This window comes from Stenotrophomonas maltophilia complex sp. Om-AH-Sm3 (assembly GCF_059337855.1).
The window spans coordinates 254,603-277,599 of the sequence record NZ_JBYBLQ010000005.1; the positions used below are offsets into that span (position 1 = coordinate 254,603).

General features: G+C 63.5%; 32 protein-coding genes. 31 read left to right on the top strand and 1 reads right to left on the bottom strand.

The window, feature by feature from the left end; translation table 11 throughout:
- The first annotated feature begins 70 nt into the window (after positions 1 to 70).
- The 30 genes from fusA to AC10QF_RS08945 all read left to right on the top strand — a co-directional run bounded on the left by fusA (position 71) and on the right by AC10QF_RS08945 (position 18,713).
- Entirely contained in the window at positions 71 to 2,212 is a 2,142-nt protein-coding gene (gene fusA, locus AC10QF_RS08800; protein ID WP_005415411.1) for an elongation factor G, read from the top strand.
- A 52-nt stretch (positions 2,213 to 2,264) separates the two neighbouring features.
- Positions 2,265 to 3,455, top strand: coding sequence for an elongation factor Tu (tuf, locus tag AC10QF_RS08805; RefSeq protein ID WP_065178958.1), 1,191 nt, complete (start codon positions 2,265 to 2,267; stop codon positions 3,453 to 3,455).
- A gap of 332 nt (positions 3,456 to 3,787) precedes the next feature.
- Positions 3,788 to 4,099 carry a 30S ribosomal protein S10 gene (gene rpsJ / locus AC10QF_RS08810; RefSeq protein WP_005408208.1) on the top strand — a complete coding sequence of 104 codons (312 nt, stop codon included), beginning with the start codon at positions 3,788 to 3,790 and terminating at the stop codon, positions 4,097 to 4,099.
- 11 nt (positions 4,100 to 4,110) lie between these two features.
- Positions 4,111 to 4,761 (top strand): 50S ribosomal protein L3, encoded by a 651-nt coding sequence (gene rplC / locus AC10QF_RS08815; protein ID WP_004145336.1) that lies wholly within the window; start codon positions 4,111 to 4,113, stop codon positions 4,759 to 4,761.
- A 12-nt stretch (positions 4,762 to 4,773) separates the two neighbouring features.
- Positions 4,774 to 5,379 carry a 50S ribosomal protein L4 gene (gene rplD / locus AC10QF_RS08820; protein ID WP_005415412.1) on the top strand — a complete coding sequence of 202 codons (606 nt, stop codon included), beginning with the start codon at positions 4,774 to 4,776 and terminating at the stop codon, positions 5,377 to 5,379.
- Entirely contained in the window at positions 5,376 to 5,675 is a 300-nt protein-coding gene (gene rplW, locus AC10QF_RS08825; protein ID WP_004145338.1) for a 50S ribosomal protein L23, read from the top strand. The genes rplD and rplW overlap by 4 nt, the downstream gene beginning before the upstream one ends.
- Before the next feature lie 10 nt (positions 5,676 to 5,685).
- Positions 5,686 to 6,513, top strand: a complete 828-nt coding sequence (rplB, locus tag AC10QF_RS08830) for a 50S ribosomal protein L2 (RefSeq protein WP_004145339.1) — start codon at positions 5,686 to 5,688, stop codon at positions 6,511 to 6,513.
- 6 nt (positions 6,514 to 6,519) lie between these two features.
- Positions 6,520 to 6,789, top strand: a complete 270-nt coding sequence (rpsS, locus tag AC10QF_RS08835) for a 30S ribosomal protein S19 (protein WP_005415413.1) — start codon at positions 6,520 to 6,522, stop codon at positions 6,787 to 6,789.
- Positions 6,790 to 6,801: 12 nt separating this feature from the next.
- Complete coding sequence (gene rplV / locus AC10QF_RS08840) at positions 6,802 to 7,137, top strand: 50S ribosomal protein L22 (protein WP_004145348.1); 336 nt, start codon at positions 6,802 to 6,804, stop codon at positions 7,135 to 7,137.
- An 18-nt stretch (positions 7,138 to 7,155) separates the two neighbouring features.
- Positions 7,156 to 7,890 (top strand): 30S ribosomal protein S3, encoded by a 735-nt coding sequence (gene rpsC, locus AC10QF_RS08845; protein WP_005415414.1) that lies wholly within the window; start codon positions 7,156 to 7,158, stop codon positions 7,888 to 7,890.
- Positions 7,891 to 7,895: 5 nt separating this feature from the next.
- Positions 7,896 to 8,309 carry a 50S ribosomal protein L16 gene (gene rplP / locus AC10QF_RS08850; protein WP_004154486.1) on the top strand — a complete coding sequence of 138 codons (414 nt, stop codon included), beginning with the start codon at positions 7,896 to 7,898 and terminating at the stop codon, positions 8,307 to 8,309.
- Entirely contained in the window at positions 8,309 to 8,494 is a 186-nt protein-coding gene (rpmC, locus tag AC10QF_RS08855) for a 50S ribosomal protein L29 (RefSeq protein WP_004154487.1), read from the top strand. Before rplP ends, rpmC begins: the two co-directional genes overlap by 1 nt.
- An 11-nt stretch (positions 8,495 to 8,505) precedes the next feature.
- Positions 8,506 to 8,775 (top strand): 30S ribosomal protein S17, encoded by a 270-nt coding sequence (gene rpsQ, locus AC10QF_RS08860; RefSeq protein ID WP_004154489.1) that lies wholly within the window; start codon positions 8,506 to 8,508, stop codon positions 8,773 to 8,775.
- Positions 8,776 to 8,787: 12 nt separating this feature from the next.
- Positions 8,788 to 9,156: a 50S ribosomal protein L14 gene (gene rplN / locus AC10QF_RS08865; RefSeq protein ID WP_010483978.1), complete on the top strand. Its 369-nt coding sequence runs from the start codon at positions 8,788 to 8,790 to the stop codon at positions 9,154 to 9,156.
- A 16-nt stretch (positions 9,157 to 9,172) separates the two neighbouring features.
- Positions 9,173 to 9,490 carry a 50S ribosomal protein L24 gene (gene rplX / locus AC10QF_RS08870; protein WP_004154490.1) on the top strand — a complete coding sequence of 106 codons (318 nt, stop codon included), beginning with the start codon at positions 9,173 to 9,175 and terminating at the stop codon, positions 9,488 to 9,490.
- Between the two features lie 11 nt (positions 9,491 to 9,501).
- Positions 9,502 to 10,044 (top strand): 50S ribosomal protein L5, encoded by a 543-nt coding sequence (gene rplE / locus AC10QF_RS08875; protein ID WP_005415416.1) that lies wholly within the window; start codon positions 9,502 to 9,504, stop codon positions 10,042 to 10,044.
- Positions 10,045 to 10,062: 18 nt separating this feature from the next.
- On the top strand, positions 10,063 to 10,368 hold the full coding sequence (gene rpsN / locus AC10QF_RS08880) for a 30S ribosomal protein S14 (protein WP_005408209.1): 306 nt from the start codon (positions 10,063 to 10,065) through the stop codon (positions 10,366 to 10,368).
- A 258-nt stretch (positions 10,369 to 10,626) separates the two neighbouring features.
- Positions 10,627 to 11,025, top strand: a complete 399-nt coding sequence (gene rpsH / locus AC10QF_RS08885) for a 30S ribosomal protein S8 (protein ID WP_005408210.1) — start codon at positions 10,627 to 10,629, stop codon at positions 11,023 to 11,025.
- Positions 11,026 to 11,043: 18 nt separating this feature from the next.
- The gene (gene rplF / locus AC10QF_RS08890) at positions 11,044 to 11,568 is read left to right on the top strand and encodes a 50S ribosomal protein L6 (protein ID WP_049416175.1); all 525 of its coding nucleotides are present in this window, start codon (positions 11,044 to 11,046) and stop codon (positions 11,566 to 11,568) included.
- A gap of 32 nt (positions 11,569 to 11,600) precedes the next feature.
- Positions 11,601 to 11,954, top strand: coding sequence for a 50S ribosomal protein L18 (gene rplR, locus AC10QF_RS08895; protein WP_004154495.1), 354 nt, complete (start codon positions 11,601 to 11,603; stop codon positions 11,952 to 11,954).
- 161 nt (positions 11,955 to 12,115) lie between these two features.
- Entirely contained in the window at positions 12,116 to 12,658 is a 543-nt protein-coding gene (gene rpsE, locus AC10QF_RS08900) for a 30S ribosomal protein S5 (protein WP_005415419.1), read from the top strand.
- Positions 12,651 to 12,842 carry a 50S ribosomal protein L30 gene (gene rpmD / locus AC10QF_RS08905; protein WP_005408214.1) on the top strand — a complete coding sequence of 64 codons (192 nt, stop codon included), beginning with the start codon at positions 12,651 to 12,653 and terminating at the stop codon, positions 12,840 to 12,842. Before rpsE ends, rpmD begins: the two co-directional genes overlap by 8 nt.
- Before the next feature lie 6 nt (positions 12,843 to 12,848).
- Positions 12,849 to 13,292, top strand: a complete 444-nt coding sequence (gene rplO / locus AC10QF_RS08910; protein WP_004154498.1) for a 50S ribosomal protein L15 — start codon at positions 12,849 to 12,851, stop codon at positions 13,290 to 13,292.
- A 7-nt stretch (positions 13,293 to 13,299) separates the two neighbouring features.
- Entirely contained in the window at positions 13,300 to 14,667 is a 1,368-nt protein-coding gene (gene secY / locus AC10QF_RS08915; RefSeq protein WP_005415420.1) for a preprotein translocase subunit SecY, read from the top strand.
- A gap of 347 nt (positions 14,668 to 15,014) precedes the next feature.
- A complete protein-coding gene (gene rpsM / locus AC10QF_RS08920; protein WP_004154500.1) occupies positions 15,015 to 15,371 on the top strand; it encodes a 30S ribosomal protein S13 in 357 nt (118 codons plus the stop codon).
- 11 nt (positions 15,372 to 15,382) lie between these two features.
- Positions 15,383 to 15,772, top strand: coding sequence for a 30S ribosomal protein S11 (gene rpsK, locus AC10QF_RS08925; protein WP_004145443.1), 390 nt, complete (start codon positions 15,383 to 15,385; stop codon positions 15,770 to 15,772).
- A 15-nt stretch (positions 15,773 to 15,787) separates the two neighbouring features.
- Positions 15,788 to 16,417 (top strand): 30S ribosomal protein S4, encoded by a 630-nt coding sequence (rpsD, locus tag AC10QF_RS08930; protein ID WP_004145446.1) that lies wholly within the window; start codon positions 15,788 to 15,790, stop codon positions 16,415 to 16,417.
- 55 nt (positions 16,418 to 16,472) lie between these two features.
- On the top strand, positions 16,473 to 17,471 hold the full coding sequence (locus AC10QF_RS08935; RefSeq protein WP_005408216.1) for a DNA-directed RNA polymerase subunit alpha: 999 nt from the start codon (positions 16,473 to 16,475) through the stop codon (positions 17,469 to 17,471).
- A gap of 190 nt (positions 17,472 to 17,661) precedes the next feature.
- Positions 17,662 to 18,045, top strand: coding sequence for a 50S ribosomal protein L17 (rplQ, locus tag AC10QF_RS08940; RefSeq protein WP_005408217.1), 384 nt, complete (start codon positions 17,662 to 17,664; stop codon positions 18,043 to 18,045).
- Positions 18,046 to 18,206: 161 nt separating this feature from the next.
- Positions 18,207 to 18,713 (top strand): disulfide bond formation protein B, encoded by a 507-nt coding sequence (locus AC10QF_RS08945; protein ID WP_053500146.1) that lies wholly within the window; start codon positions 18,207 to 18,209, stop codon positions 18,711 to 18,713.
- Positions 18,714 to 18,809: 96 nt separating this feature from the next.
- Here the strand turns inward: AC10QF_RS08945 and AC10QF_RS08950 are convergent, their stop codons facing one another.
- Positions 18,810 to 20,936, bottom strand: coding sequence for a TonB-dependent receptor (locus tag AC10QF_RS08950; RefSeq protein WP_111178701.1), 2,127 nt, complete (start codon positions 20,934 to 20,936; stop codon positions 18,810 to 18,812).
- Between the two features lie 222 nt (positions 20,937 to 21,158).
- On the opposite strand from AC10QF_RS08950, the gene AC10QF_RS08955 reads away from it, so the two are divergent.
- Entirely contained in the window at positions 21,159 to 22,550 is a 1,392-nt protein-coding gene (locus AC10QF_RS08955; protein ID WP_494542059.1) for a class II 3-deoxy-7-phosphoheptulonate synthase, read from the top strand.
- Positions 22,551 to 22,997: the final 447 nt, after the last annotated feature.

The window sequence follows — 22,997 nt, forward strand, 5'->3', positions numbered from 1 at the left end:
TGCGCCAATCCGAAGGCCGCCGAAAGGCGGCGTTCGGCCATCCGAAATCCAAGAAATCTGAGAGGCTCCCGTGGCCCGTTCCACTCCCATCGAGCGTTACCGTAACTTCGGCATCATGGCTCACATCGATGCCGGCAAGACCACCACGTCCGAGCGCATCCTGTTCTACACCGGCAAGAGCCACAAGATCGGTGAAGTGCACGACGGCGCCGCCACCATGGACTGGATGGAGCAGGAGCAGGAGCGTGGCATCACGATCCAGTCCGCTGCCACCACCGCGTTCTGGAAGGGCATGGACAAGTCCCTGCCGGAGCACCGCTTCAACATCATCGACACCCCCGGGCACGTCGACTTCACCATCGAAGTGGAGCGTTCGCTGCGCGTGCTCGACGGTGCCGTCTTCGTCCTGTGCGCCGTCGGTGGCGTGCAGCCGCAGTCGGAAACCGTGTGGCGCCAGGCCAACAAGTACCACGTGCCGCGCATCGCGTTCGTCAACAAGATGGACCGCACCGGTGCCAACTTCCAGAAGGTCGTCGGCCAGCTGAAGGCCAAGCTGGGTGCGGTTGCCGTGCCGATGCAGCTGCCGATCGGCGCTGAAGACAACTTCAAGGGCGTCGTCGACCTGCTGAAGATGAAGGCCATCCACTGGGATGAAGCTTCGCAGGGCATGAAGTTCGAATACAGCGACATCCCGGCCGAACTGCAGGGCCCGGCTGAAGAGGCTCGCCAGTTCATGGTCGAGACCGCTGCCGAAGCCAGCGAAGAGCTGATGGAAAAGTACCTGGGCGGCGAAGAGCTGGCCGAGGCTGAAATCATCAGCGCCCTGCGTACCCGCACCCTGGCCACCGAGATCGTGCCGATGTACTGCGGCTCGGCCTTCAAGAACAAGGGCGTGCAGGCCATGCTGGACGGCGTGATCCAGCTGCTGCCGTCGCCGGTCGACGTGCCGGACGTGAAGGGCGTGGACGTTGACGACGACACCGTCGAAATGACCCGCAAGTCGGACGACAAGGCTCCGTTCTCGTCGCTGGCCTTCAAGATCATCACCGACCCGTTCGTCGGCGCGCTGACCTTCTTCCGTGTCTACTCGGGCACCCTGAACGGTGGCGACACCGTGCTGAACTCGGTGAAGGGCAAGAAGGAGCGCATCGGCCGCATCCTGCAGATGCACTCGAACAACCGCGAGGAAATCAAGGAAGTTCTGGCCGGTGACATCGCCGCTGCCGTGGGCCTGAAGGACACCACCACCGGTGACACCCTGTGCGCCGTGGACGCCCCGATCATCCTGGAGCGCATGACGTTCCCGGAGCCGGTGATCTCGATGGCCGTCGAGCCGAAGACCAAGTCGGACCAGGAAAAGATGGGCCTGGCCCTGGGCCGTCTGGCACAGGAAGATCCGTCGTTCCGCGTCAAGACCGACGAAGAATCCGGCCAGACCATCATCTCGGGCATGGGCGAGCTGCACCTGGACATCATCGTTGACCGCCTGAAGCGCGAGTTCAACGTTGAAGCCAACGTCGGCGCGCCGCAGGTGGCCTACCGCGAAACCATCACCCTGGCCGACGTCAAGTCGGACTACAAGCACGCCAAGCAGTCCGGTGGTAAGGGTCAGTACGGTCACGTCGTGATCGAACTGTCGCCGATCACTGCTGCCGACCGTGCCGATCCGAAGATCGCTCCGATGATCAAGGACGACTTCCTGTTCATCAACGACATCACCGGCGGCGTGATCCCGAAGGAATTCATCCCGTCGGTCGAGAAGGGCCTGCGCGAAACCATCACCAGCGGCCCGCTGGCTGGCTTCCCGGTCGTGGACGTCAAGGTGAAGCTGGTGTTCGGTTCGTACCACGACGTCGACTCCTCGGAAATGGCGTTCAAGCTGGCTTCGTCGATGGCCTTCAAGCAGGGCTTCGCCAAGGCCAAGCCGGTGCTGCTGGAGCCGATCATGAAGGTCGAGATCGTGACCCCGGAGGATTACCAGGGTGACGTGATGGGCGACGTCAGCCGTCGTCGCGGCGTGCTGCAGGGTTCCGACACCACCGGTGACGGTTCGGCCAGCATCATCAACGCGATGATCCCGCTGGGTGAAATGTTCGGCTACGCCACTGCACTGCGTTCGCAGACCCAGGGCCGCGCCACCTTCACCATGGAATTCGATCACTACGAGCCGGCTCCGACCAACATCGCCGAAGCCGTCATGAAGAAGGGCTGAGCCTCGCTCAGCCTCTCTTGAAACCACTTACGAACAATCAAGGTATAGAACAATGGCAAAGGGTAAGTTCGAACGCACCAAGCCGCACGTCAACGTCGGCACCATCGGTCACGTCGACCACGGCAAGACCACGCTGACCGCCGCACTGACCAAGATCGGTGCCGAGCGCTTCGGTGGCGAGTTCAAGGACTACTCCTCGATCGACGCCGCGCCGGAAGAAAAGGCGCGTGGCATCACGATCTCGACCGCGCACGTCGAATACGAATCCCCGACCCGTCACTACGCCCACGTTGACTGCCCGGGCCACGCTGACTACGTCAAGAACATGATCACCGGTGCCGCCCAGATGGACGGCGCGATCCTGGTGTGCTCGGCCGCTGACGGCCCGATGCCGCAGACCCGTGAGCACATCCTGCTGTCGCGCCAGGTCGGCGTGCCGTACATCGTCGTGTTCCTGAACAAGGCCGACATGGTGGACGACGCCGAGCTGCTCGAGCTGGTCGAGATGGAAGTGCGCGAGCTGCTGAGCAAGTACGAGTTCCCGGGCGACGACACCCCGATCATCGCCGGTTCGGCCCGTCTGGCGCTGGAAGGCGACCAGAGCGACATCGGCGTGCCGGCCATCCTGAAGCTGGTCGACGCGCTGGACAGCTGGATTCCGGAGCCGGAGCGTGCGATCGACAAGCCGTTCCTGATGCCGGTGGAAGACGTGTTCTCGATCTCGGGCCGCGGCACCGTGGTGACCGGTCGTATCGAGCGCGGCGTGATCAAGGTTGGCGACGAAATCGAAATCGTCGGCATCCGTCCGGTGCAGAAGACCACCGTGACCGGCGTTGAAATGTTCCGCAAGCTGCTGGACCAGGGTCAGGCAGGCGACAACGCTGGCCTGCTGCTGCGCGGCACCAAGCGTGACGACGTCGAGCGTGGCCAGGTGCTGGCCAAGCCGGGCACGATCAAGCCGCACACCAAGTTCGAAGGCGAAGTGTACGTCCTGTCGAAGGACGAGGGCGGTCGCCACACCCCGTTCTTCAACGGCTACCGTCCGCAGTTCTACTTCCGCACCACCGACATCACCGGCGCCGCCAAGCTGCCGGAAGGCGTCGAAATGGTGATGCCGGGTGACAACGTCAAGATGGAAGTCACCCTGATCAACCCGGTGGCCATGGACGAAGGTCTGCGCTTCGCCATCCGCGAAGGCGGCCGTACCGTCGGCGCCGGCGTGGTCTCGAAGATCATCGAGTAATCTGGTAGTATCAGCGCCCCGATGTTGCCTGGGTAGGGCATCGGGGCGTATCAAATGGGAAAGCAGGCACAGGATGTGCCTTGTGTTCCCCGGACCAGGAAGGGTCAATGCCATTCAGGCGGCGTCAACAGGCGACTGTTGACAGCTGCCTTGCGTGCCATTATGCTTCTACGTCTGGGCAGGCCGGGTAACTGGTCTGCCTACGTTTTTGAGGTCCATGGATTGACCTTGGCGGCCTGCAGGACTGCGGGCCGTCCGTATTCAGGAATTTCATGGGGCAAAGCAACCCAGAGGCTTTGTCTGTCGCTCTTTTAACGAAGGAACCTACCGCCATGGCGGACCAAAAGATCCGGATCCGGCTGAAAGCGTTCGATCATCGTCTGATCGACCGTTCGGCCAGCGAGATCGTTGAAACGGCAAAGCGGACCGGCGCGCAAGTGCGTGGCCCGATCCCGCTGCCGACCAAGATCGAGCGTTACACCGTTCTCGTTTCCCCGCACGTCGACAAGGACGCGCGTGACCAGTACGAGACCCGCACGCACAAGCGCGTGCTCGATATCGTTGACCCGAATGACAAGACCGTGGACGCGCTGATGAAGCTCGAACTGGCTGCCGGCGTCGACGTTCAGATCAAGCTGACCTGAGGACTACGACCATGACGAAGAAGTATTCGTTGGGCTTCGTGGGCCGCAAGGCCGGCATGAGCCGCGTGTTCACTGAAGATGGCCGCTCCATCCCGGTGACCCTGATCGAAGCAACCCCGAACCGCATCGCGCAGATCAAGACCGTCGAAACCGACGGCTACAGCGCCGTGCAGGTGACCGTCGGCGCGCGTCGCGCTGCCCTGGTCAACAAGCCGGAAGCCGGCCACTTCGCCAAGGCGAAGGTGGAAGCGGGTCGTGGCCTGTGGGAATTCCGCGTTGAAGACGCGCAGCTCGGCGATTTCGCCGTTGGCGGCGAAGTCAAGGCGGACATCTTCGAAGTCGGCCAGATCGTCGACGTCCAGGGTGTCACCAAGGGTAAGGGCTTCCAGGGCACCATCAAGCGCCACAACTTCCGTATGGGCGATGCAACCCACGGTAACTCGCTGTCGCATCGCGCGCCGGGTTCGCTGGGTCAGCGCCAGACCCCGGGTCGCGTTTTCCCGGGCAAGAAGATGTCGGGCCACATGGGCGCGGTGCAGCAGAGCACCCAGAACCTGGAAGTGGTCAAGGTCGACGTCGAGCGCGGTCTGATCGCGGTTCGCGGCGCCGTTCCGGGCGCGGCGGGTGGCGATGTGATCGTCCGTCCGGCGAGCAAGGCATAAGGAGAGATGACGATGGAACTCGTTATCACGGGTAGCAACAACAAGGTCTCGGTCTCCGAAGCCGTGTTCGGTCGCGATTTCAGCGAAGATCTGGTCCACCAGGTCGTCGTTGCTTACCGCAACGCCGGTCGCGCCGGCACCAAGGCACAGAAGACTCGCTCCGAAGTGGCTGGTACCACCAAGAAGTCGAAGAAGCAGAAGGGCGGCGGCGCGCGTCATGGCGCACTGACGGCTCCGATCTTCGTCGGCGGCGGTGTCACCTTCGCGGCCAAGCCGCGCAGCTTCGAGCAGAAGGTCAATCGCAAGCAGTACCGTGCCGCCATGTGCGCGATCCTGTCCGAGCTGAACCGTCAGGGCCGTCTGACCATCGTGGAGGCCTTCGACGTCGAAGCCACCAGCACGAAGGGTCTGATCGCCAAGCTGGCCGGCCTGGAAGTGGGCAAGCGCCCGCTGATCGTCACCGAGGAAGCGTCCGAGCACCTGTACCTGTCCGCCCGCAATCTGCCGTACGTGCAGGTGCGTGACGTGCAGGGTCTGGACCCGGTCTCGCTGGTGGGTGCCGACACGGTCGTCATCACCGCTGACGCGGTCAAGAAGGTCGAGGAGTGGCTGGCATGAACAGCAACGAAAAAATCTTCAGCGTGCTGCGTGCCCCGCGTGTCTCGGAAAAGACCGCGCGCCTGCAGGAACTCTCCAATCAGTATGTCTTCGAAGTTTCGAACGAAGCCACCAAGGCCGATGTAAAGGCCGCGGTTGAGCAGCTGTTCGACGTCAAGGTCGAAGCCGTCAACGTGGTCAACGTCAAGGGCAAGAACAAGTCCTTCCGTAACCGTGCTGGCCGCCGCGGCGATTGGCGCAAGGCGTACGTTCGCCTGGCCGACGGCCAGTCGATCGATGTAACGGCCAAGGCCTGAGGTACATCCCATGCCATTGATGAAATTCAAGCCCACCTCCCCCGGCCGCCGTTCGGCCGTGCGCGTGGTCACCCCCGACCTGCACAAGGGTGCTCCGCACGCCGCGCTGGTCGAGTCGCAGAGCCGCTCGGGTGGTCGTAACCACCACGGTCGCATCACCGTGCGTCACGTCGGTGGTGGTGCCAAGCAGCACTACCGCATCATCGACTTCAAGCGCAACAAGCTGGGCATCCCGGCGCGCGTGGAACGCATCGAGTACGATCCGAACCGCACCGCCCACATCGCTCTGCTGTGCTACGTCGACGGTGAGCGTCGCTACATCATCGCCCCGAAGGGCCTGAAGGCTGGTGATCAGGTGATCGCTGGTTCGGACGCCCCGATCAAGGCCGGCAACACCCTGCCGCTGCGCAACATCCCGGTCGGTACCACCATCCACTGCATCGAACTGAAGCCGGGCAAGGGCGCTCAGATCGCTCGCGCCGCTGGTGCGGCCGTGCAGCTGGTGGCTCGTGAAGGCATCTACGCCACCCTGCGCCTGCGCTCGGGTGAAATGCGCAAGGTTCCGGTCGAGTGCTGCGCCACCATCGGCGAAGTCGGCAACGACGAGCACAGCCTGGAAAAGCTGGGCAAGGCCGGTGCCAAGCGTTGGCGCGGCGTCCGCCCGACCGTTCGTGGTGCTGCCATGAACCCGGTTGACCACCCGCACGGTGGTGGTGAGGCCAAGGCCGGCCAGGGTAACCCGCATCCGGTCACCCCGTGGGGTGTCCCGACCAAGGGTTACAAGACGCGCCATAACAAGCGCACTCAGCAGTTCATCGTCCGCGATCGTAGGGGCTAATCGACCATGGCACGTTCACTCAAGAAGGGCCCGTTCGTCGATCACCACCTCGTCAAGAAGGTGGAGGCCGCTGCGGGCAGCAAGAAGCCGATCAAGACCTGGTCGCGCCGTTCGATGATCCTGCCTGACATGGTAGGCATCACCATTGCCGTGCATAACGGCAAGAACCACATCCCGGTTCTCGTCAACGAGAACATGGTCGGCCACAAGCTCGGCGAATTTGCCATCACCCGGACCTTCAAGGGTCACGGTGGTGACAAGAAGTCGGGCAAGTAAGGAGAGATGACAATGGAAGCGAAAGCCATCCTGCGCACTGCGCGCATCTCCCCGCAGAAGGCTCGTCTGGTCGCTGACCAGGTGCGCGGTCTGCCGGCCGAACGTGCGGTCAACCTGCTGAAGTTCTCGGACAAGAAGGCTGCCCACCTGATCAAGAAGGTGGTGGAGTCGGCAATTGCCAACGCCGAGAACAACCAGGGCGCCGACGTCGACGAGCTGAAGGTTCAGACCATCATGGTTGATGAAGGTCCGACCCTGAAGCGTTTCATGGCGCGGGCGAAAGGCCGCGGTACCCGCATCCTCAAGCGCACCAGCCACATCACTGTGGTTGTGGGCGCCGCCAAGTAAGCGGATAAGGAAAAGACCATGGGTCATAAAGTTCATCCGATTGGTATCCGCCTCGGCATTTCCAAGGACTGGAACTCCAAGTGGTACGCCAACAAGGCCGAGTTCGCCGGTTACCTGGCAGCCGACCTGAAAGTGCGCGACATGCTGCGCAAGAAGCTGGCTCAGGCCGGCATCAGCAAGATCCTGATCGAGCGTCCGGCCAAGACCGCTCGCGTGACGATCCACACCGCCCGTCCGGGCGTGGTGATCGGCAAGCGCGGTGAGGACATCGAGAAGCTGCGCAAGGAAGTGAGCGAGATGATGGGCGTCCCGGCGCACATCAACGTCACCGAAGTGCGCAAGCCGGAACTGGACGCGCAGCTCGTTGCCGAGTCGATCGCCCAGCAGCTGGAGCGTCGCATCATGTTCCGCCGTGCAATGAAGCGCTCGGTCGGCAACGCGATGCGTCTGGGTGCCCTGGGCATCAAGGTCAACGTCGGTGGCCGCCTCAACGGTGCAGAAATCGCCCGTTCGGAGTGGTATCGCGAAGGCCGCGTGCCGCTGCACACCCTGCGTGCCGACATCGACTATGGCTTCGCTGAAGCCAAGACGACCTACGGCATCATCGGCATCAAGGTCTGGATCTACAAGGGCGAGGTCTTCGATTTCTCCCAGGTTGGCCAGGAAAAGCAGGACGACACCCCGTCGCGCAACGATCGTCACGATCGCGGCGACCGCGGTGACCGTCAGCGCCCGGCCCGTGAAGCGAGGTAACGACAATGTTGCAACCCAAGCGAACCAAGTACCGCAAGGTACACAAGGGCCGTAACGATGGCCTGAGCTGGAGCGCCAACGCTGTCAGCTTCGGCGAATACGGCCTGAAGGCAACCGCACACGGTCAGCTGACCGCGCGCCAGATCGAAGCGGCCCGCCGCTCGATCAGCCGCTACGTCAAGCGCGGCGGCAAGATGTGGATCCGCGTGTTCCCCGACAAGCCCATCACCAAGAAGCCCATCGAAGTCCGAATGGGTTCGGGTAAGGGTAACGTGGAATACTGGGTGGCCCAGATCCAGCCCGGCCGCATGATCTATGAAATCGAGGGTGTTTCCGAGGAAGTGGCTCGCGAGGCGTTCCGCCTGGCCGCCGCCAAGCTCTCGGTCACCACCACTTTCGTGACCCGTACGGTGCGCTGATGGATATCAAAACTCTCCGTGAAAAGTCGGCTGACGAACTCAAGGCCCACCTGATCGACCTGCGTAAGGAACAGTTCTCTGTCCGTATGCAGCAGGTCACCGGCCAGCTGCCGAAGACCCACGACATTCGCCGGGTCCGTCGCGAGATTGCTCGCGTCAAGACCCTGCTCGGCAGCACGAAGTAAGGATGGCCGCTATGAGCGACAATACTGAAAAGAAGACGCTGCGCACGGTCGAAGGCCGTGTCGTCAGCAACAAGATGGACAAGACGGTTACCGTCCTGGTTGAGCGTCAGGTCAAGCACGCGCTGTACGGCAAGTACATCAAGCGCTCGACCAAGCTGCACGCCCACGATGCCGACAACGCCTGCAAGGAAGGCGACGTCGTCCGCGTGACCGAGATTGCTCCGATGTCCAAGACCAAGAACTGGCGCGTGGTGGAAGTCATCACGCGTGCGGCTGAATAAGGAGTCTGAATCATGATCCAGATGCAGAGCTACCTTGACGTCGCGGACAATTCGGGTGCCAAGCAGGTGATGTGCTTCAAGGTGCTGGGTGGTTCCAAGCGCCGTTACGCCGGTATCGGCGACATCATCAAGGTCACCGTGAAGGATGCAATTCCGCGCGGCAAGGTCAAGAAGGGTGAAGTGTATGACGCCGTCGTGGTGCGTACCCGCAAGGGTGTGCGTCGCGCCGACGGTTCGCTGATCCGCTTCGACGGCAACGCTGCCGTCCTGCTGAACAACAAGCAGGAGCCGATCGGTACCCGTATCTTCGGGCCGGTGACCCGTGAACTTCGTTCGGAGAAGTTCATGAAGATCGTCTCGCTCGCTCCCGAAGTGCTGTGAGCGACAGGAGATAATCATGGCTAACCGTATCAAGAAGGGCGACCAGGTTGTCGTCAACGCTGGCAAGGACAAGGGCAAGCAGGGCGAAGTCGTCCGCGTCGACGGCGACCGCGTGGTCGTCGCCAACGTGAACATCGTCAAGCGCCACACCAAGCCGAACCCGCAGGCAGGTGTTGCCGGCGGCGTGGTCGAGCGCGAAGCTTCGATCCATATCTCCAACGTGAACGTGCTGAACCCGGCTTCGGGCAAGGGCGAACGCGTTGGCTTCAAGGTGCTGGAGGATGGACGCAAACTGCGTGTGTTCCGCTCCAGCGGTGAGGCGCTCGACGCCTGAGGAATGTGAAGATGACTTCCCGTCTCGAAAAGATCTACAAGGAAGAAGTGGTGCCGGCGCTGATGAAGCAGTTCGGCTACACCAATCCGATGGAAGTACCGAAGCTCGTCAAGGTCACCCTGAACATGGGTGTGGGCGAGGCTGCCACCAACAAGAAGATCCTGGAAAACGCCGTCGCGGACATGACCAAGATTTCCGGCCAGAAGCCGGTTGTCACCAAGTCGCGTATCTCGGTTGCGTCGTTCAAGATCCGTGATGGTTGGCCGATCGGCTGCAAGACCACGCTGCGTCGCCACAAGATGTACGAGTTCCTGGACCGCCTGATCAACATCTCGCTGCCGCGCGTGCGCGACTTCCGTGGTGTTTCCGGTCGTTCCTTCGACGGCCGCGGCAACTTCAACATGGGTGTGAAGGAACAGATCATCTTCCCGGAAATCGACTTCGACGCCGTCGACGCGATCCGCGGTATGGATATCGCCATCACCACCACTGCGAAGACCGACGCGGAAGCGAAGGCGCTGCTGGCAGCGTTCAAGTTCCCGTTCCGTAACTGATCTGTCGAGGAAACCGAAATGGCAAAGACCTCCATGGTCAACCGCGACATCAAGCGGGAAAAGCTGGCCAAGAAGTACGCTGAGAAGCGTGCGGCTCTGAAGAAGATCGTGTCCTCCGTGGACGCGACCTACGAAGAGAAGATCGACGCCGCAACCAAGCTGGCCAAGCTGCCGCGCGATTCGTCGCCGAGCCGCCAGCGCAACCGTTGCGAGCTGTCGGGTCGTCCGCGTGGCGTGTACAGCAAGTTCGGCCTCGGCCGCAACAAGCTGCGCGAAGCCACCATGCGTGGCGACGTCCCGGGCCTGCGCAAGGCCAGCTGGTAATCCCAGCCGGCCCTGCGATCAGGAGCCCCCTCGGGGGCTTCTGAACCGGGGGAGGGAGGCGTTCAGCTTCCTTTCTGCGAAAAAACCCGAAGAGCCCGGCGCAAGTCGGGCTCTTTTGGCGTATACTCCCGCGTCTTGCCCTGCGCAAACGGGGTTGTAGGAGTGGGCCCCGGCCCGCTGCATCAAGGGACCTGGCCCGTTTCCAGGAGACAACAGATTTTCGCGAAAGCGGATATCGGTGCACTCAAAGGTACTCATATGAGCATGACTGATCCCATCGCCGACCTGCTGGTCCGCATCAAGAATGCGGCTGCGGTTGGCAAGCAGACGGTGAAAGCCCCGTCGTCCAAGATCAAGGTTGCGATCGCCCAGGTCCTGAAGGACGAGGGTTACATCACCGACCTGCGCGTGACCCAGCTGGAAAACAACAAGTCCGAGCTGGAAATCGTGCTGAAGTATTTCGAAGGCAAGCCGGTCATCGCGACCCTGAAGCGCTTCTCGCGTTCGGGCCTGCGCCAGTACCGCGGCAAGAGCGAGCTGCCGAAGGTCATGAATGGCCTGGGCATCTCCATCATTTCCACCTCCAAGGGCATCATGACTGATGCGCAGGCGCGCCAGCTGGGCGTCGGCGGCGAAGTCCTGTGCTTCGTGGCCTAAGGCGAAAGGAGTAGAACTATGTCCCGCGTAGCCAAGAAGCCCGTCACCCTGGGTAAGGTCGAACTGAACGTCCAGTCGGAAAGCATCACCGTCAAGGGCCCGAAGGGCACCCTGTCGCTGGTCAAGCCGGCCGGTATTGCCATCAACGTCGACAGCGGCGTTGCCACCCTGAGCACCGAGAGCGCCGACCTGGTCGCGCTGACCGGTACCGTGCGCGCGATCCTGGCCAACATGGTCAAGGGCGTGTCCGAAGGCTTCGAGCGCAAGCTGGAGCTGGTCGGCGTGGGTTACCGTGCTGCCATGCAGGGCAAGGATCTGAGCCTGTCGCTCGGTTTCTCGCATCCGGTCGTGTTCGTGGCGCCGGAAGGCATCACCATTTCCACCCCGACCCAGACCGAGATCCTGGTCCAGGGCGCTGACAAGCAGGTCGTCGGTGAAGTCGCCGCCAAGATCCGTGCGTTCCGCAAGCCGGAGCCGTACAAGGGCAAGGGCGTGAAGTACTCCGACGAAGTCATCATCCGTAAGGAAGCCAAGAAGGCCTAATTAGGCGCTTCCGCTTTCAAGGAAAACACATCATGAACAAGAACATCGCCCGCCTGCGTCGCGCCAAGTCGACCCGCGCCCACATCCGTGAGCTCGGCGTCGCCCGCCTGTCGGTGCTGCGCACCGGCCAGCACCTGTACGCCCAGGTCTTCACCGCTGACGGTTCGAAGGTGCTGGCTGCCGCCAACACCACCCAGACCGACGTCAAGGAAGGCCTGAAGAACGGCAAGAACGCCGATGCCGCTGCCAAGGTCGGCCGCATCGTTGCCGAGCGCGCCAAGGCCGCCGGCATCGAGAAGGTTGCCTTCGATCGTTCGGGCTACCGCTACCACGGCCGCATCAAGGCCCTGGCAGAAGCCGCCCGCGAAGCCGGCCTGCAGTTCTAAGGGACAAGGGCAGGGGGCCGGTGGCCTCCTGCCTGCCTGCTCGCCAGCCTGAGTGAGGCTGGACGGCGCCGCTCTTCTGCAGCGGTCCACCGGAACAACGCGTCACTCCACAACCATAAGCGGCCTCGAGCCGTACATACCCAAACAACCAAGGAATCAACATGGCAGAAGAGCGTCAGCAGCGGGGTCGCGATCGCGACCGTAACCGCGAAGAGAAGATCGACGACGGCATGATCGAAAAGCTGGTCGCGGTCAACCGCGTCAGCAAGACCGTCAAGGGTGGCCGCCAGTTCACCTTCACCGCCCTGACCGTGGTCGGCGACGGCGAAGGCAAGGTCGGTTTCGGTTATGGCAAGGCCCGCGAAGTGCCGGTCGCCATCCAGAAGTCGATGGAACAGGCCCGCAAGAACCTGGTCAGCGTTGACCTGAACAACGGCACCCTGTGGCACACCATCAAGGATGGTCACGGCGCAGCCCGCGTGTTCATGCAGCCGGCTTCGGAAGGTACTGGCGTCATCGCCGGCGGTGCGATGCGCGCCGTGCTGGAAGCCGTTGGCGTGAAGAACGTGCTGGCCAAGGCCACCGGTTCGCGCAACCCGATCAATCTGGTGCGCGCCACCGTGAAGGGCCTGACTGCTGCGCAGTCGCCGGCCCGCATCGCGGCCAAGCGCGGCAAGAAGGTGGAGGAACTCAACCATGGCTAATGAGTCCAACAAGACTGTGAAGGTCCGCCTGGTGCGTGGCCTGCGTGGCACCCAGTCGCGTCACCGCCTGTCGGTGCGTGCCCTGGGCCTGAACAAGCTCAACGATGTGCGTGAACTGAAGGACAGCCCGCAGGTGCGCGGCCTGATCAACAAGGTTCAGTACCTCGTCCAGGTTGAGGAGTAATCGACCATGACTCTGCGTCTCAATGAACTGAGCCCGGCACCGGGCGCCCGCACCGAGCGCACCCGCGTCGGCCGCGGTATCGGCTCGGGCCTGGGCAAGACTGCCGGCCGCGGCCACAAGGGTTCGTTCGCCCGCAAGGGTGGCGGCAAGATCAAGGCTGGCTTCGAAGGCGGCCAGACCCCCATGCAGCGTCGTCTGCCGAAGATCGGCTTCCGTTCGCCGATCGCCAAGGACACCGCTGAAGTGCTGCTGTACGCGCTGGACAAGCTGCCGGCCGGTGAGATCGACTTCGCCGCCCTGCGTGCTGCCAAGCTGGTCCCGAGCACTGCCAAGAAGGCCAAGGTCGTCGTCAAGGGCGAAGTGACCAAGGCGTTCACCCTGAAGGGTATTGCTGCCACGGCTGGTGCCAAGGCTGCGATCGAAGCTGCCGGCGGCAGCGTAACGGAGTAAGAAAATCATGGCGCAAGCTGGCATCGGTAACCTCGCGGGCGGAATGGGCAAGTTCACTGAACTTCGCCAACGTTTGCTGTTCGTCGTCGGGGCTTTGATCGTCTATCGCATCGGCTGCTACGTGCCGGTGCCGGGCGTCAATCCCGATGCCATGCTTGCCATGATGCAACAGCAGGGCGGCGGCATCGTGGACATGTTCAACATGTTCTCGGGCGGCGCCCTGCACCGTTTCAGCATCTTTGCGCTGAACGTGATGCCGTACATCTCGGCATCGATCGTGATGCAGCTGGCCGTGCACATCTTCCCCGCCCTGAAGGCGATGCAGAAGGAAGGTGAGTCCGGCCGCCGCAAGATCACCCAGTATTCGCGCATCGGCGCCGTGCTGCTGGCAGTGGTGCAGGGCGGTTCGATCGCGCTGGCCCTGCAGGGCCAGGTTTCGCCGTCGGGCGCTCCGGTCGTGTACGCCCCCGGCATGGGCTTCGTGCTCACCGCGGTGGTCGCACTGACTGCCGGCACCATGTTCCTGATGTGGGTCGGTGAGCAGGTCACCGAACGCGGTATCGGCAACGGCGTGTCGCTGATCATCTTCGCCGGTATCGTCGCCGGTCTGCCGGGTGCGGTCATCCACACCTTCGACGCCTACCGCGACGGCAACATCCAGTTCATCCAGCTCCTGCTGATCGCCATCGTCGTACTCGCCTTCACCTTCTTCGTGGTGTTCGTGGAGCGTGGCCAGCGCCGGATCACGGTCAATTACGCGCGCCGCCAGGGCGGTCGCAACGCGTACATGAACCAGACCTCGTTCCTGCCGCTGAAGCTCAACATGGCTGGCGTCATCCCGGCGATCTTCGCCTCGAGCCTGCTGGCCTTCCCGGCCACCCTGGCCATGTGGTCCGGCCAGGCTGCCAACCAGAGCAGCTTCGGCCAGGTCCTGCAGAAGGTCGCCAATGCCCTGGGCCCGGGCGAGCCGCTGCACATGATCGTGTTCGCTGCGCTGATCACCGGTTTCGCGTTCTTCTATACCGCGCTGGTGTTCAATTCGCAGGAAACCGCCGACAACCTGAAGAAGTCGGGCGCTTTGATTCCGGGCATCCGTCCGGGCAAGGCCACCGCCGACTACATCGACGGCGTGCTGACCCGCCTGACCGCGGCCGGCTCGGCCTACCTGGTGATCGTCTGCCTGCTGCCGGAACTGATGCGCACGCAGCTGAATGCCTCGTTCTACTTCGGTGGCACGTCGCTGCTGATCGTGGTGGTGGTGGTGATGGACTTCATCGCCCAGGTGCAGGCACACCTGATGTCCCACCAGTACGAGAGCCTGCTGAAGAAGGCCAACCTGAAGGGCGGCAACCGCGGCGGTTTTGCCCGCGGCTGATAGGCCTGTTATACTTTCGTCTTCCTGACGTGATGGTCACTCCGCTTCGCGGACTCCGGCCACACAAACGAAGGGCGGCCCCCGCAGCGGTTCCGGGTGGGGGTGTGATGAGGTGGTCCCGCGCTGGAGTAGCGCGGGCGGCCCCGGGGGAAACCCCAGGTCCAACCCCATCCGGCGCCGGAGCCTGGGCACACTCCCCAGGCCGGGTTCATGAAACCAATGGTTTCACGGGCTTCCATGTAAACCGGAACCTTGTTAGTATCGCTAGTTCACTTTTTTGATCCATCCTGCCGGATTGGCGTGCTCGAGGCGCGCTGTCGGCCATCACTCAGCTGGAGAACCGCGTCATGGCGCGTATTGCAGGCGTCAACCTGCCAGCCCAGAAGCACGTCTGGGTCGGGTTGCAAAGCATTTACGGCATCGGCCGTACCCGTTCGAAGAAGGTCTGCGAAGTCGCAGGCGTTGCTTCGACCACCAAGATCCGCGATCTGTCGGAGCCGGAAATCGAGCGCCTGCGCGCCGAAGTCGGCAAGTACATCGTGGAAGGCGATCTGCGCCGTGAGATCGGCATCGCGATCAAGCGCCTGATGGACCTGGGCTGCTACCGCGGCCTGCGTCACCGTCGTGGCCTCCCGCTGCGTGGCCAGCGCACCCGTACCAACGCCCGCACCCGCAAGGGTCCGCGCAAGGCGATCAAGAAGTAAGGGACTGAGAAATGGCTAAGCCCGCTGCTAAGACCAAGAAGAAGATCAAGCGCGTCGTCACCGACGGCGTTGCCCACGTCCACGCTTCGTTCAACAACACCATCGTCACCATCACCGACCGCCAGGGCAACGCTCTGTCGTGGGCGACCTCCGGTGGCGCTGGCTTCCGCGGTTCGCGCAAGTCGACCCCGTTCGCTGCCCAGGTGGCTGCTGAAAAGGCCGGTCGTGCTGCGCTGGACTACGGCGTGAAGTCGCTGGAAGTCCGCATCAAGGGCCCGGGTCCGGGCCGTGAGTCGGCCGTGCGTTCGCTGAACAACGTCGGCTACAAGATCACCAACATCATCGACGTGACGCCCATCCCGCACAACGGGTGCCGTCCGCCGAAGAAGCGTCGCGTCTAAAGGGAGCGATAAGAAATGGCTCGTTATATCGGTCCTACCTGTAAGCTCGCCCGCCGCGAAGGCGCCGACCTGTCCCTGAAGAGCCCGGCGCGTGCGCTGGACTCCAAGTGCAAGCTGGAGCAGAAGCCCGGCCAGCACGGCGCCACTGCCCGCAAGGGCAAGCTGTCCGACTACGCCACCCAGCTGCGTGAAAAGCAGAAGGTCAAGCGTATCTACGGCCTGCTGGAGCGTCAGTTCCGCAACTACTACAAGAAGGCCTCGACCAAGAAGGGCAACACCGGCGAGAACCTGCTGCAGCTGCTGGAAACCCGCCTGGACAACGTCGTCTACCGCATGGGCTTCGCCGTGACCCGTCCGGCTGCCCGTCAGCTGGTGTCGCACCGCGGCGTCACCGTGAATGGCAAGTCGGTCAACCTGGCTTCGTACCAGGTCAAGGCTGGCGACGCCATCGCTCTGTCCGAAAAGGCTGCCAAGCAGCTGCGCGTCCAGGAAGCCCTGACCGTCGCCGCCCAGCATGACTTGAGCCCGTCGTGGGTTGAAGTGGATTCCGGCAAGTTCACCGGCATCTTCAAGGCTGTTCCGGATCGTTCGGATCTGCCTGCGGACATCAACGAAGCGCTGATCGTCGAGCTGTATTCGAAGTAATTCACATTGGAGAGCCCCCGGCGACGGCCGGGGGTTCACTAGGAGAACCCGCAACATGACGGTTACCGCCAACCAGGTTCTGCGTCCTCGCGGTCCGCAGATCGAACGCCTTACCGACACCCGTGCAAAGGTCGTTATCGAACCTTTGGAGCGGGGTTACGGGCATACGCTGGGCAACGCCCTGCGTCGCGTGCTGCTGTCGTCCATCCCGGGCTTCGCCATCACGGAAGTCGAAATCGACGGCGTGTTGCATGAGTACACCACGGTCGAAGGTCTGCAGGAGGACGTGCTCGAAGTCCTGCTCAACCTGAAGGACGTGGCCATCCGTATGCACTCCGGCGACAGCGCCACCCTGTCCCTGTCCAAGCAGGGCCCGGGCGTTGTCACCGCTGCCGACATCAAGGTCGACCACAATGTGGAGATCCTGAACGGCGACCATGTGATCTGCCACCTGACCAAGGACACGGCAATCAACATGCGTCTGAAGATCGAACGTGGTTTCGGCTACCAGCCGGCTGCCGCGCGTCGTCGTCCGGACGAAGAAACCCGTGCCATCGGCCGCCTGGTCCTGGATGCCTCGTTCTCGCCGGTCCGCCGTGTCGCCTATGCCGTGGAAGCGGCGCGTGTCGAACAGCGCACCGACCTGGACAAGCTGGTCATCGATATCGAGACCAACGGCACCATCGATGCCGAGGAAGCCGTGCGCACCGCCGCCGACATCCTCAGCGACCAGCTGTCGGTGTTCGGTGACTTCACCCACCGCGACCGCGGTGCGGCCAAGCCGGCCAACAACGGCGTGGATCCGGTGCTGCTGCGCCCGATCGACGATCTGGAGCTGACCGTGCGTTCGGCCAACTGCCTGAAGGCTGAAAGCATCTACTACATCGGCGATCTGATCCAGAAGACCGAAGTGGAGCTGCTGAAGACCCCGAACCTGGGCAAGAAGTCGCTCACCGAGATCAAGGAAGTGCTGGCTCAGCGCGGCCTGTCGCTCGGCATGAAGCTGGAGAACTGGCCGCCGGCCGGCGTCGCCAGCCACGGCATGCTGGGCTGATATCGGTAATACCTGAAGGCTCCACCGTTCGCGGTGGGGCCTTCAACGCACCACACCATGCCACGACGAACCGCAGGTTCGCGGGCAGGTCGTCCAGGACGGGCGGCCAGGACCATCCGCAGTCCGCGCAGCAACGCCAGGATGGCGACAACGATCCGCACAGCCTCATCATTAACCAAGGAATATCACCATGCGTCACCAGAAGTCTGGCCGTAAGTTCAGCCGTACCAGCGCCCACCGCGAAGCGATGTTCAAGAACATGGCCGCCTCGCTGTTCAAGCACGAGCTGATCAAGACCACCCTGCCGAAGGCCAAGGAACTGCGCCGCGTTGCCGAGCCGCTGATCACCCTGGCCAAGGTCGACTCCGTCGCCAACCGCCGTCTGGCTTTCGCCCGCCTGCGCGACAATGAAGCCGTGGGCAACCTGTTCACCATCCTGGGCCCGCGCTACGCGAACCGTCCGGGCGGCTACCTGCGCCTGCTGAAGTGCGGCTTCCGCGCTGGCGACAACGCGCCGATGGCCTACGTCGAGCTGGTTGACCGTCCGGTCGTGGCCGAGGAAGTGGCCGAGTAATCGGACCGCTCCAATGCGACACAGCGAAAGCCCGGCCTCTGCCGGGCTTTTGCGTTTCTGCGGGATCTGACCCGCACCGTTCCGACAGGCGTCACCTGTGGCGGTTCGAATGGCATGCACTCTCGGTTACGCTTGGCGCCTGATCCATTCGAGCGTTGACGATGAATCCACTGCGCTGGCCCTTCCGCGCCCAGTTCTTCCTGGGCTTCCTGATCTGCGCCGGCCTGCTGGGCTACGCGATCTTCCTGCAGCTGAAGATGGGCCTGGAGCCGTGCCCGCTGTGCATCTTCCAGCGGCTGGCGTTCGCCGCGCTGGGCCTGCTGTTCCTGATCGGTGCACTGCACGGGCCCTCCAACCGTCCTGGCCGGGCAACCTACGGCGTGCTCGCCTTCATTGCCGCCGCGGTCGGCGTAGGCATCGCTGCGCGCCACGTCTACGTGCAGATGCTGCCACCGGAGATGGGGGCGACCTGCGGCCCGCCGCTGAGCTTCCTGCGCGAGACCATGGGGCCGCTGGAAGTGTTCCGCACGGTGCTGACCGGTACCGGCAACTGCGGCAATATCGACTGGACGTTCCTGGGCCTGACCATGCCGATGTGGTCGGGCGTGTGGTTCGTGCTGCTGGCGCTGTGGTCGCTGGTGGTGTCGCTGCGCAAGGTCAAGCGCTGAACGCAGGGTAGTGCCGGCCGCTGGCCGGCAACCCCATGAACGATGGCAGCGTTCCCGTAGATGCCGGCCAGCGGCCGGCACTACCACGGTCCGTTCTCAGAAATCCTGCTGCAGGCTCAGGTAGGCGCCACGGCGCGGCCCCCACTGCGGCGCGAACACGCCAACACCGCCGCCATCGCGCAGCTGGTAGCTGCGATCCAATGCGTTGATCACGGCCAGTTGCACGTGCAGCGGATGCCCGCTGTCGGCATTGAAATCGTGCCCGGCGCTGAGGTTCACCTGCAGGTAGGATGGCAGCTCGCCGCCGTTGGGCACGCCCTCGATGTCCGAACGCAGGCCGCTACCGAACACGTAGTTGGCGCCGACCCGGTTGTGGCCGGCGAAGGCGTAGCTGAAGCCGCCCGATGAGGTCAGCTTCTGGTCGTGGTCGAGGTGGATCCAGTGGTTGGCCACATAGGCCAGCGCCTCTGGATCGAGGTTGTACTGGCTGGTGATGACCTGGGTGCCGATCGCCTTGTTGTACGCCGCGTTGACGTAAGCGCTGAACGGACCGTTGCTGTAGTCGGCACTGAACTCCAGGCCACGGATATGGCCGCGGCGGTAGTTGAACGTCGAATAGATGTAGGCGGCACCAAACTGGCCTTCGTCCTGCAGGCGCGCAACACGGCGGTCGTACGCGTCCAAGCCCAGGGTCAGGTGTTCGCCCAGCTGATGCGATACGCCGATGTCGTAGTAGTCACTGCGCTCGGCCAGTGGCGTGTTGTTGCCGCCGCTCGGCTGCTGGTTGGTGGTGCCGTCGTACAGCGCGATATCGCTGCTGGCGATCAGCTCACTGGCCGGCGGCGTGAAGTAACGCGAATAGCCGGCATGCACGGTGGTGCTGTCGCTGGCATTCCAGGCCACGCCCACGCGGGGGCTGAGCTGGCCCTCGGTGTGGCCAAAGGCCTTGTAGCGATCGCCGCGCAGGCCGTAGTTGACGGTCCAGTCGTCGCCGATCTTCCATTCATCCTGCACGTACAACGCCAGCGTGCTGGCATGGAAGGCACTGCGGTCAGGTATCAGCAGCGGCGTGGTGCTGGACTGCTGGCCGGCGTCATCGACCGGGAACACCCAGCTGCTGTTGCTGGCCCGCGCGTTCTCGTAGTTGCCGTACAGACCGTAGCGCAGCGTGTGGTCGTTGCCCAGCGGGGTGGAGAAATCGGCCTGCAGCGTGTTGGCGCGGTTGCTGCGCTGCACCTGCGAGGCGACGCCACTGAATACCAGGTCGCCGATGACATCCGGGTTGAACGCCACATCGCTGTAGCGCTGCCCGGCGGACAGCTGGTAGGCGGTGCTGCCCAGCGCGCCCTGCAGCACCAGCATGCCGAAGCGGGTGGTTTCGCGCTGGGTTTCATCCAGCTCGCTGGAGTCGAAGGTGGTGGTGTCCAGGTAACCGAACTGCGGGGTCTGCCCGGGGTTGACCGGGATCTGGAAGCGGTTGTTGGCGAAGCCGGCGAACACGCTCAGGCGGGTGTTCTCGTTGACCAGGTAGGTGAGGTCAGCGAACGCTTTGCCCTGGTGGGTGTCGTCGTGCAGCGGCGTGCGCGAGCGGGTCGGGTTTTCCAGGCCAACCTCGTTCTGGTCGTAGTTGCCAGTCAGGAACCAGCTCCATCGCCCCTGGTTGCCCCACCACGAGGCATTCGGATTGGTCTTGCCGAACGAGCCTGCGGTCAGACCGGCGCTGCCGCCATTGCCGAGCTCGGCACCATTGCGGGTGGTGATGTCGACCACTGCAGCGGTGCGCTCGCCGAACTGCGCCGGCAGCGCGCCATCCATCAGGCGGATGCTCTTGATGGTGCGTGCATCCAGTGTCTGGCCGAAGCCGGAGATCGATTCGGGCAGCAGCACGCCATTGATGCGGTACTGCAGGTTGGCGTGGTCGCCGCGCACGTGCACGCCGCCATAGGAATCCTGGACCACGCCCGGGGCCTGCAGCAGTACCTGGCTGAGCGGCGCGGAGGCACCCAGCGGCTGCTTCTGGATGTCCTCGGCGGTGATCTGGTACTGGCTGCTGCCGATGTCCGGCGACAGCGCGTTGCGGGCCTGGTCGAGCTGGGCGTGGACGGTGACCGCGTCCAGATCCTTGACGGAGGAAGAGGTGTCGTCGGCCGTTGCGGCGAAGGCGGGCAGGCTGGCCAAGGCCAGGGCGAAGGTAATACCGGTAGCGAGGGGCGAGGGCTTCATGGTGAGAGAGGGGGGCGGCTGGGCGTGGAAGGGGCCGGTCCATGACGTGCAAGTGTTACTCCGTAACAAATCATGCGCCTGTCCCGTGCGGCTGACCATGCTGGATCTGGCTGCTGGCGCTGGCCTTTCCCTGCCGTTCAGGTGGCCGGGGCGGTGGGGATGGGCCTTTGCGTCAGCGGCTGGCTCTGCGACCATGACCGCCCCCCACCCCGGAAGTCTGCAATGAGCCTGTCCGCCGTTCCACCCGCCTCCGATCCCGCCGCGACCACCGCTGGCGCTGCCTGGTCGCCGGAGAGCTGGCGTGGCAAGACCGCGCTGCAGATGCCGACCTACCCGGACCCGGTGGCATTGGACGCCGCTCTGCACGAGCTGAAGCGGCTGCCGCCGCTGGTCACCTCGTGGGAGATCCTGGCGTTGAAGCAGCAGCTGGCCGAGGCCCAGGAAGGCAAGCGCTTCCTGCTGCAGGGCGGCGACTGCGCCGAGAACTTCAGCGACTGCGAATCGGGCACCATCTCCAACCGCCTGAAGGTACTGCTGCAGATGAGCCTGGTGCTGGTGCACGGCCTGCGCCAGCCGGTGATCCGCGTGGGCCGCTTCGCCGGCCAGTACGCCAAGCCGCGCTCGGCCGACACCGAGACCCGCGACGGCGTGACCCTGCCCAGCTACCGCGGTGATGTGATCAACGCACCGGCGTTCACCGAAGCGGCGCGCCTGCCGGACCCGAAGCGGATGCTGCAGGCCCACGCGCATTCGGCGATGACGATGAACTTCGTGCGTGCGCTGATCGACGGCGGTTTCGCCGACCTGCACCACCCCGAATACTGGAATCTGGAGTGGGTAAGCCACTCGCCGCTGGCGGCCGAGTACCAGAAGATGGTGGCCTCGATCGGCGATGCGGTGCACTTCATGGAGACCCTGGCCGGGGCCCGCGTGCACAACCTCAACCGCATCGACTTCTACACGTCGCACGAAGCGCTGCTGCTGCCCTACGAGCAGGCGTTGACCCGCCAGGTGCCGCGCCAGCAGGGCTGGTTGAACCTGAGCACTCATTACCCGTGGATCGGCATGCGCACGGCCGCGCTCGATGGCGCGCACGTGGAGTACCTGCGTGGCGTGCGCAATCCGATTGCGATCAAGGTGGGCCCGTCGGTGACGCCGGACCAGCTGCTGCGCCTGATCGATGTGCTCAACCCCCATGACGAGCCGGGCCGCCTGAGCTTCATCCACCGGATGGGCGCAACGCAGATCGCAGAGAAACTGCCGCCGCTGCTGGACGCGGTCAAGCGTGATGGTCGCCGCGTGCTGTGGGTGTGCGATGCGATGCATGGCAATACCGAAAGCACCGCCAACGGTTTCAAGACACGCCGCTTCGACAACGTGCGTGGCGAGGTGGAGATGTCGTTCGATCTGCATGCCGCCGCCGGTACGCGCCTGGGCGGTGTGCACCTGGAACTGACCGGCGAGGACGTGACCGAGTGCATCGGCGGCGCGCGCGAACTGACCGAGCGTGACCTGGAGCGTGCGTATCGTTCGACGGTGGACCCGCGGTTGAACTACGAGCAGTCGCTGGAGATCGCGATGGCGATCGTGCGCAAGCAGGAGCTGGTGCGGTAAGGATTTTTCGGCAGGGCTTGCAGCCCTGCACCTGCTACGAGCCAGAGCAACGTCAACGTCAACGTCAAAAGCGGGCTATCCGTGGGTTGGCGGGACGGTGTCGGAGTGCGGGGACGCCGCAAGTACGTCCTTGTAGGCTTGGCAGCCGCATCCATGCGGCTGACACCCCGCACTCCGACACCGCCCCGCCTCTGACGAATTCCGGCGGCTGCGGGTAAGTGTCGACCTTGGTCGACACGGTAGATCCACGCCATGCGTGGATGCTTTTGGAATCCAATTCGAAATATTCGATTCCGATGGAGATTCATCCACGCATGGCGTGGATCTACTGCAGATCGCGGAGATCTGTCGTAGGCGGGGTGGGTCCGGTTGCGGGGGCGTGAGCCGCATGGATGCGGCGACCGAGCTTACATGGACGTACTTGCAGCGCCCCCCGCAACCGGACCC

Bases quoted from the DNA above. Each gene is read 5' to 3' on its own strand.
- tuf (WP_065178958.1), top strand. From the start codon at position 2,265: ATGGCAAAGGGTAAGTTCGAACGCACCAAGCCGCACGTCAACGTCGGC.
- rpsJ (WP_005408208.1), top strand. From the start codon at position 3,788: ATGGCGGACCAAAAGATCCGGATCCGGCTGAAAGCGTTCGATCATCGT.
- rplC (WP_004145336.1), top strand. From the start codon at position 4,111: ATGACGAAGAAGTATTCGTTGGGCTTCGTGGGCCGCAAGGCCGGCATG.
- rplD (WP_005415412.1), top strand. From the start codon at position 4,774: ATGGAACTCGTTATCACGGGTAGCAACAACAAGGTCTCGGTCTCCGAA.
- rplW (WP_004145338.1), top strand. From the start codon at position 5,376: ATGAACAGCAACGAAAAAATCTTCAGCGTGCTGCGTGCCCCGCGTGTC.
- rplB (WP_004145339.1), top strand. From the start codon at position 5,686: ATGCCATTGATGAAATTCAAGCCCACCTCCCCCGGCCGCCGTTCGGCC.
- rpsS (WP_005415413.1), top strand. From the start codon at position 6,520: ATGGCACGTTCACTCAAGAAGGGCCCGTTCGTCGATCACCACCTCGTC.
- rplV (WP_004145348.1), top strand. From the start codon at position 6,802: ATGGAAGCGAAAGCCATCCTGCGCACTGCGCGCATCTCCCCGCAGAAG.
- rpsC (WP_005415414.1), top strand. From the start codon at position 7,156: ATGGGTCATAAAGTTCATCCGATTGGTATCCGCCTCGGCATTTCCAAG.
- rplP (WP_004154486.1), top strand. From the start codon at position 7,896: ATGTTGCAACCCAAGCGAACCAAGTACCGCAAGGTACACAAGGGCCGT.
- rpmC (WP_004154487.1), top strand. From the start codon at position 8,309: ATGGATATCAAAACTCTCCGTGAAAAGTCGGCTGACGAACTCAAGGCC.
- rpsQ (WP_004154489.1), top strand. From the start codon at position 8,506: ATGAGCGACAATACTGAAAAGAAGACGCTGCGCACGGTCGAAGGCCGT.
- rplN (WP_010483978.1), top strand. From the start codon at position 8,788: ATGATCCAGATGCAGAGCTACCTTGACGTCGCGGACAATTCGGGTGCC.
- rplX (WP_004154490.1), top strand. From the start codon at position 9,173: ATGGCTAACCGTATCAAGAAGGGCGACCAGGTTGTCGTCAACGCTGGC.
- rplE (WP_005415416.1), top strand. From the start codon at position 9,502: ATGACTTCCCGTCTCGAAAAGATCTACAAGGAAGAAGTGGTGCCGGCG.
- rpsN (WP_005408209.1), top strand. From the start codon at position 10,063: ATGGCAAAGACCTCCATGGTCAACCGCGACATCAAGCGGGAAAAGCTG.
- rpsH (WP_005408210.1), top strand. From the start codon at position 10,627: ATGAGCATGACTGATCCCATCGCCGACCTGCTGGTCCGCATCAAGAAT.
- rplF (WP_049416175.1), top strand. From the start codon at position 11,044: ATGTCCCGCGTAGCCAAGAAGCCCGTCACCCTGGGTAAGGTCGAACTG.
- rplR (WP_004154495.1), top strand. From the start codon at position 11,601: ATGAACAAGAACATCGCCCGCCTGCGTCGCGCCAAGTCGACCCGCGCC.
- rpsE (WP_005415419.1), top strand. From the start codon at position 12,116: ATGGCAGAAGAGCGTCAGCAGCGGGGTCGCGATCGCGACCGTAACCGC.
- rpmD (WP_005408214.1), top strand. From the start codon at position 12,651: ATGGCTAATGAGTCCAACAAGACTGTGAAGGTCCGCCTGGTGCGTGGC.
- rplO (WP_004154498.1), top strand. From the start codon at position 12,849: ATGACTCTGCGTCTCAATGAACTGAGCCCGGCACCGGGCGCCCGCACC.
- secY (WP_005415420.1), top strand. From the start codon at position 13,300: ATGGCGCAAGCTGGCATCGGTAACCTCGCGGGCGGAATGGGCAAGTTC.
- rpsM (WP_004154500.1), top strand. From the start codon at position 15,015: ATGGCGCGTATTGCAGGCGTCAACCTGCCAGCCCAGAAGCACGTCTGG.
- rpsK (WP_004145443.1), top strand. From the start codon at position 15,383: ATGGCTAAGCCCGCTGCTAAGACCAAGAAGAAGATCAAGCGCGTCGTC.
- rpsD (WP_004145446.1), top strand. From the start codon at position 15,788: ATGGCTCGTTATATCGGTCCTACCTGTAAGCTCGCCCGCCGCGAAGGC.
- AC10QF_RS08935 (WP_005408216.1), top strand. From the start codon at position 16,473: ATGACGGTTACCGCCAACCAGGTTCTGCGTCCTCGCGGTCCGCAGATC.
- rplQ (WP_005408217.1), top strand. From the start codon at position 17,662: ATGCGTCACCAGAAGTCTGGCCGTAAGTTCAGCCGTACCAGCGCCCAC.
- AC10QF_RS08945 (WP_053500146.1), top strand. From the start codon at position 18,207: ATGAATCCACTGCGCTGGCCCTTCCGCGCCCAGTTCTTCCTGGGCTTC.
- AC10QF_RS08950 (WP_111178701.1), bottom strand. From the start codon at position 20,936: ATGAAGCCCTCGCCCCTCGCTACCGGTATTACCTTCGCCCTGGCCTTG.
- AC10QF_RS08955 (WP_494542059.1), top strand. From the start codon at position 21,159: ATGAGCCTGTCCGCCGTTCCACCCGCCTCCGATCCCGCCGCGACCACC.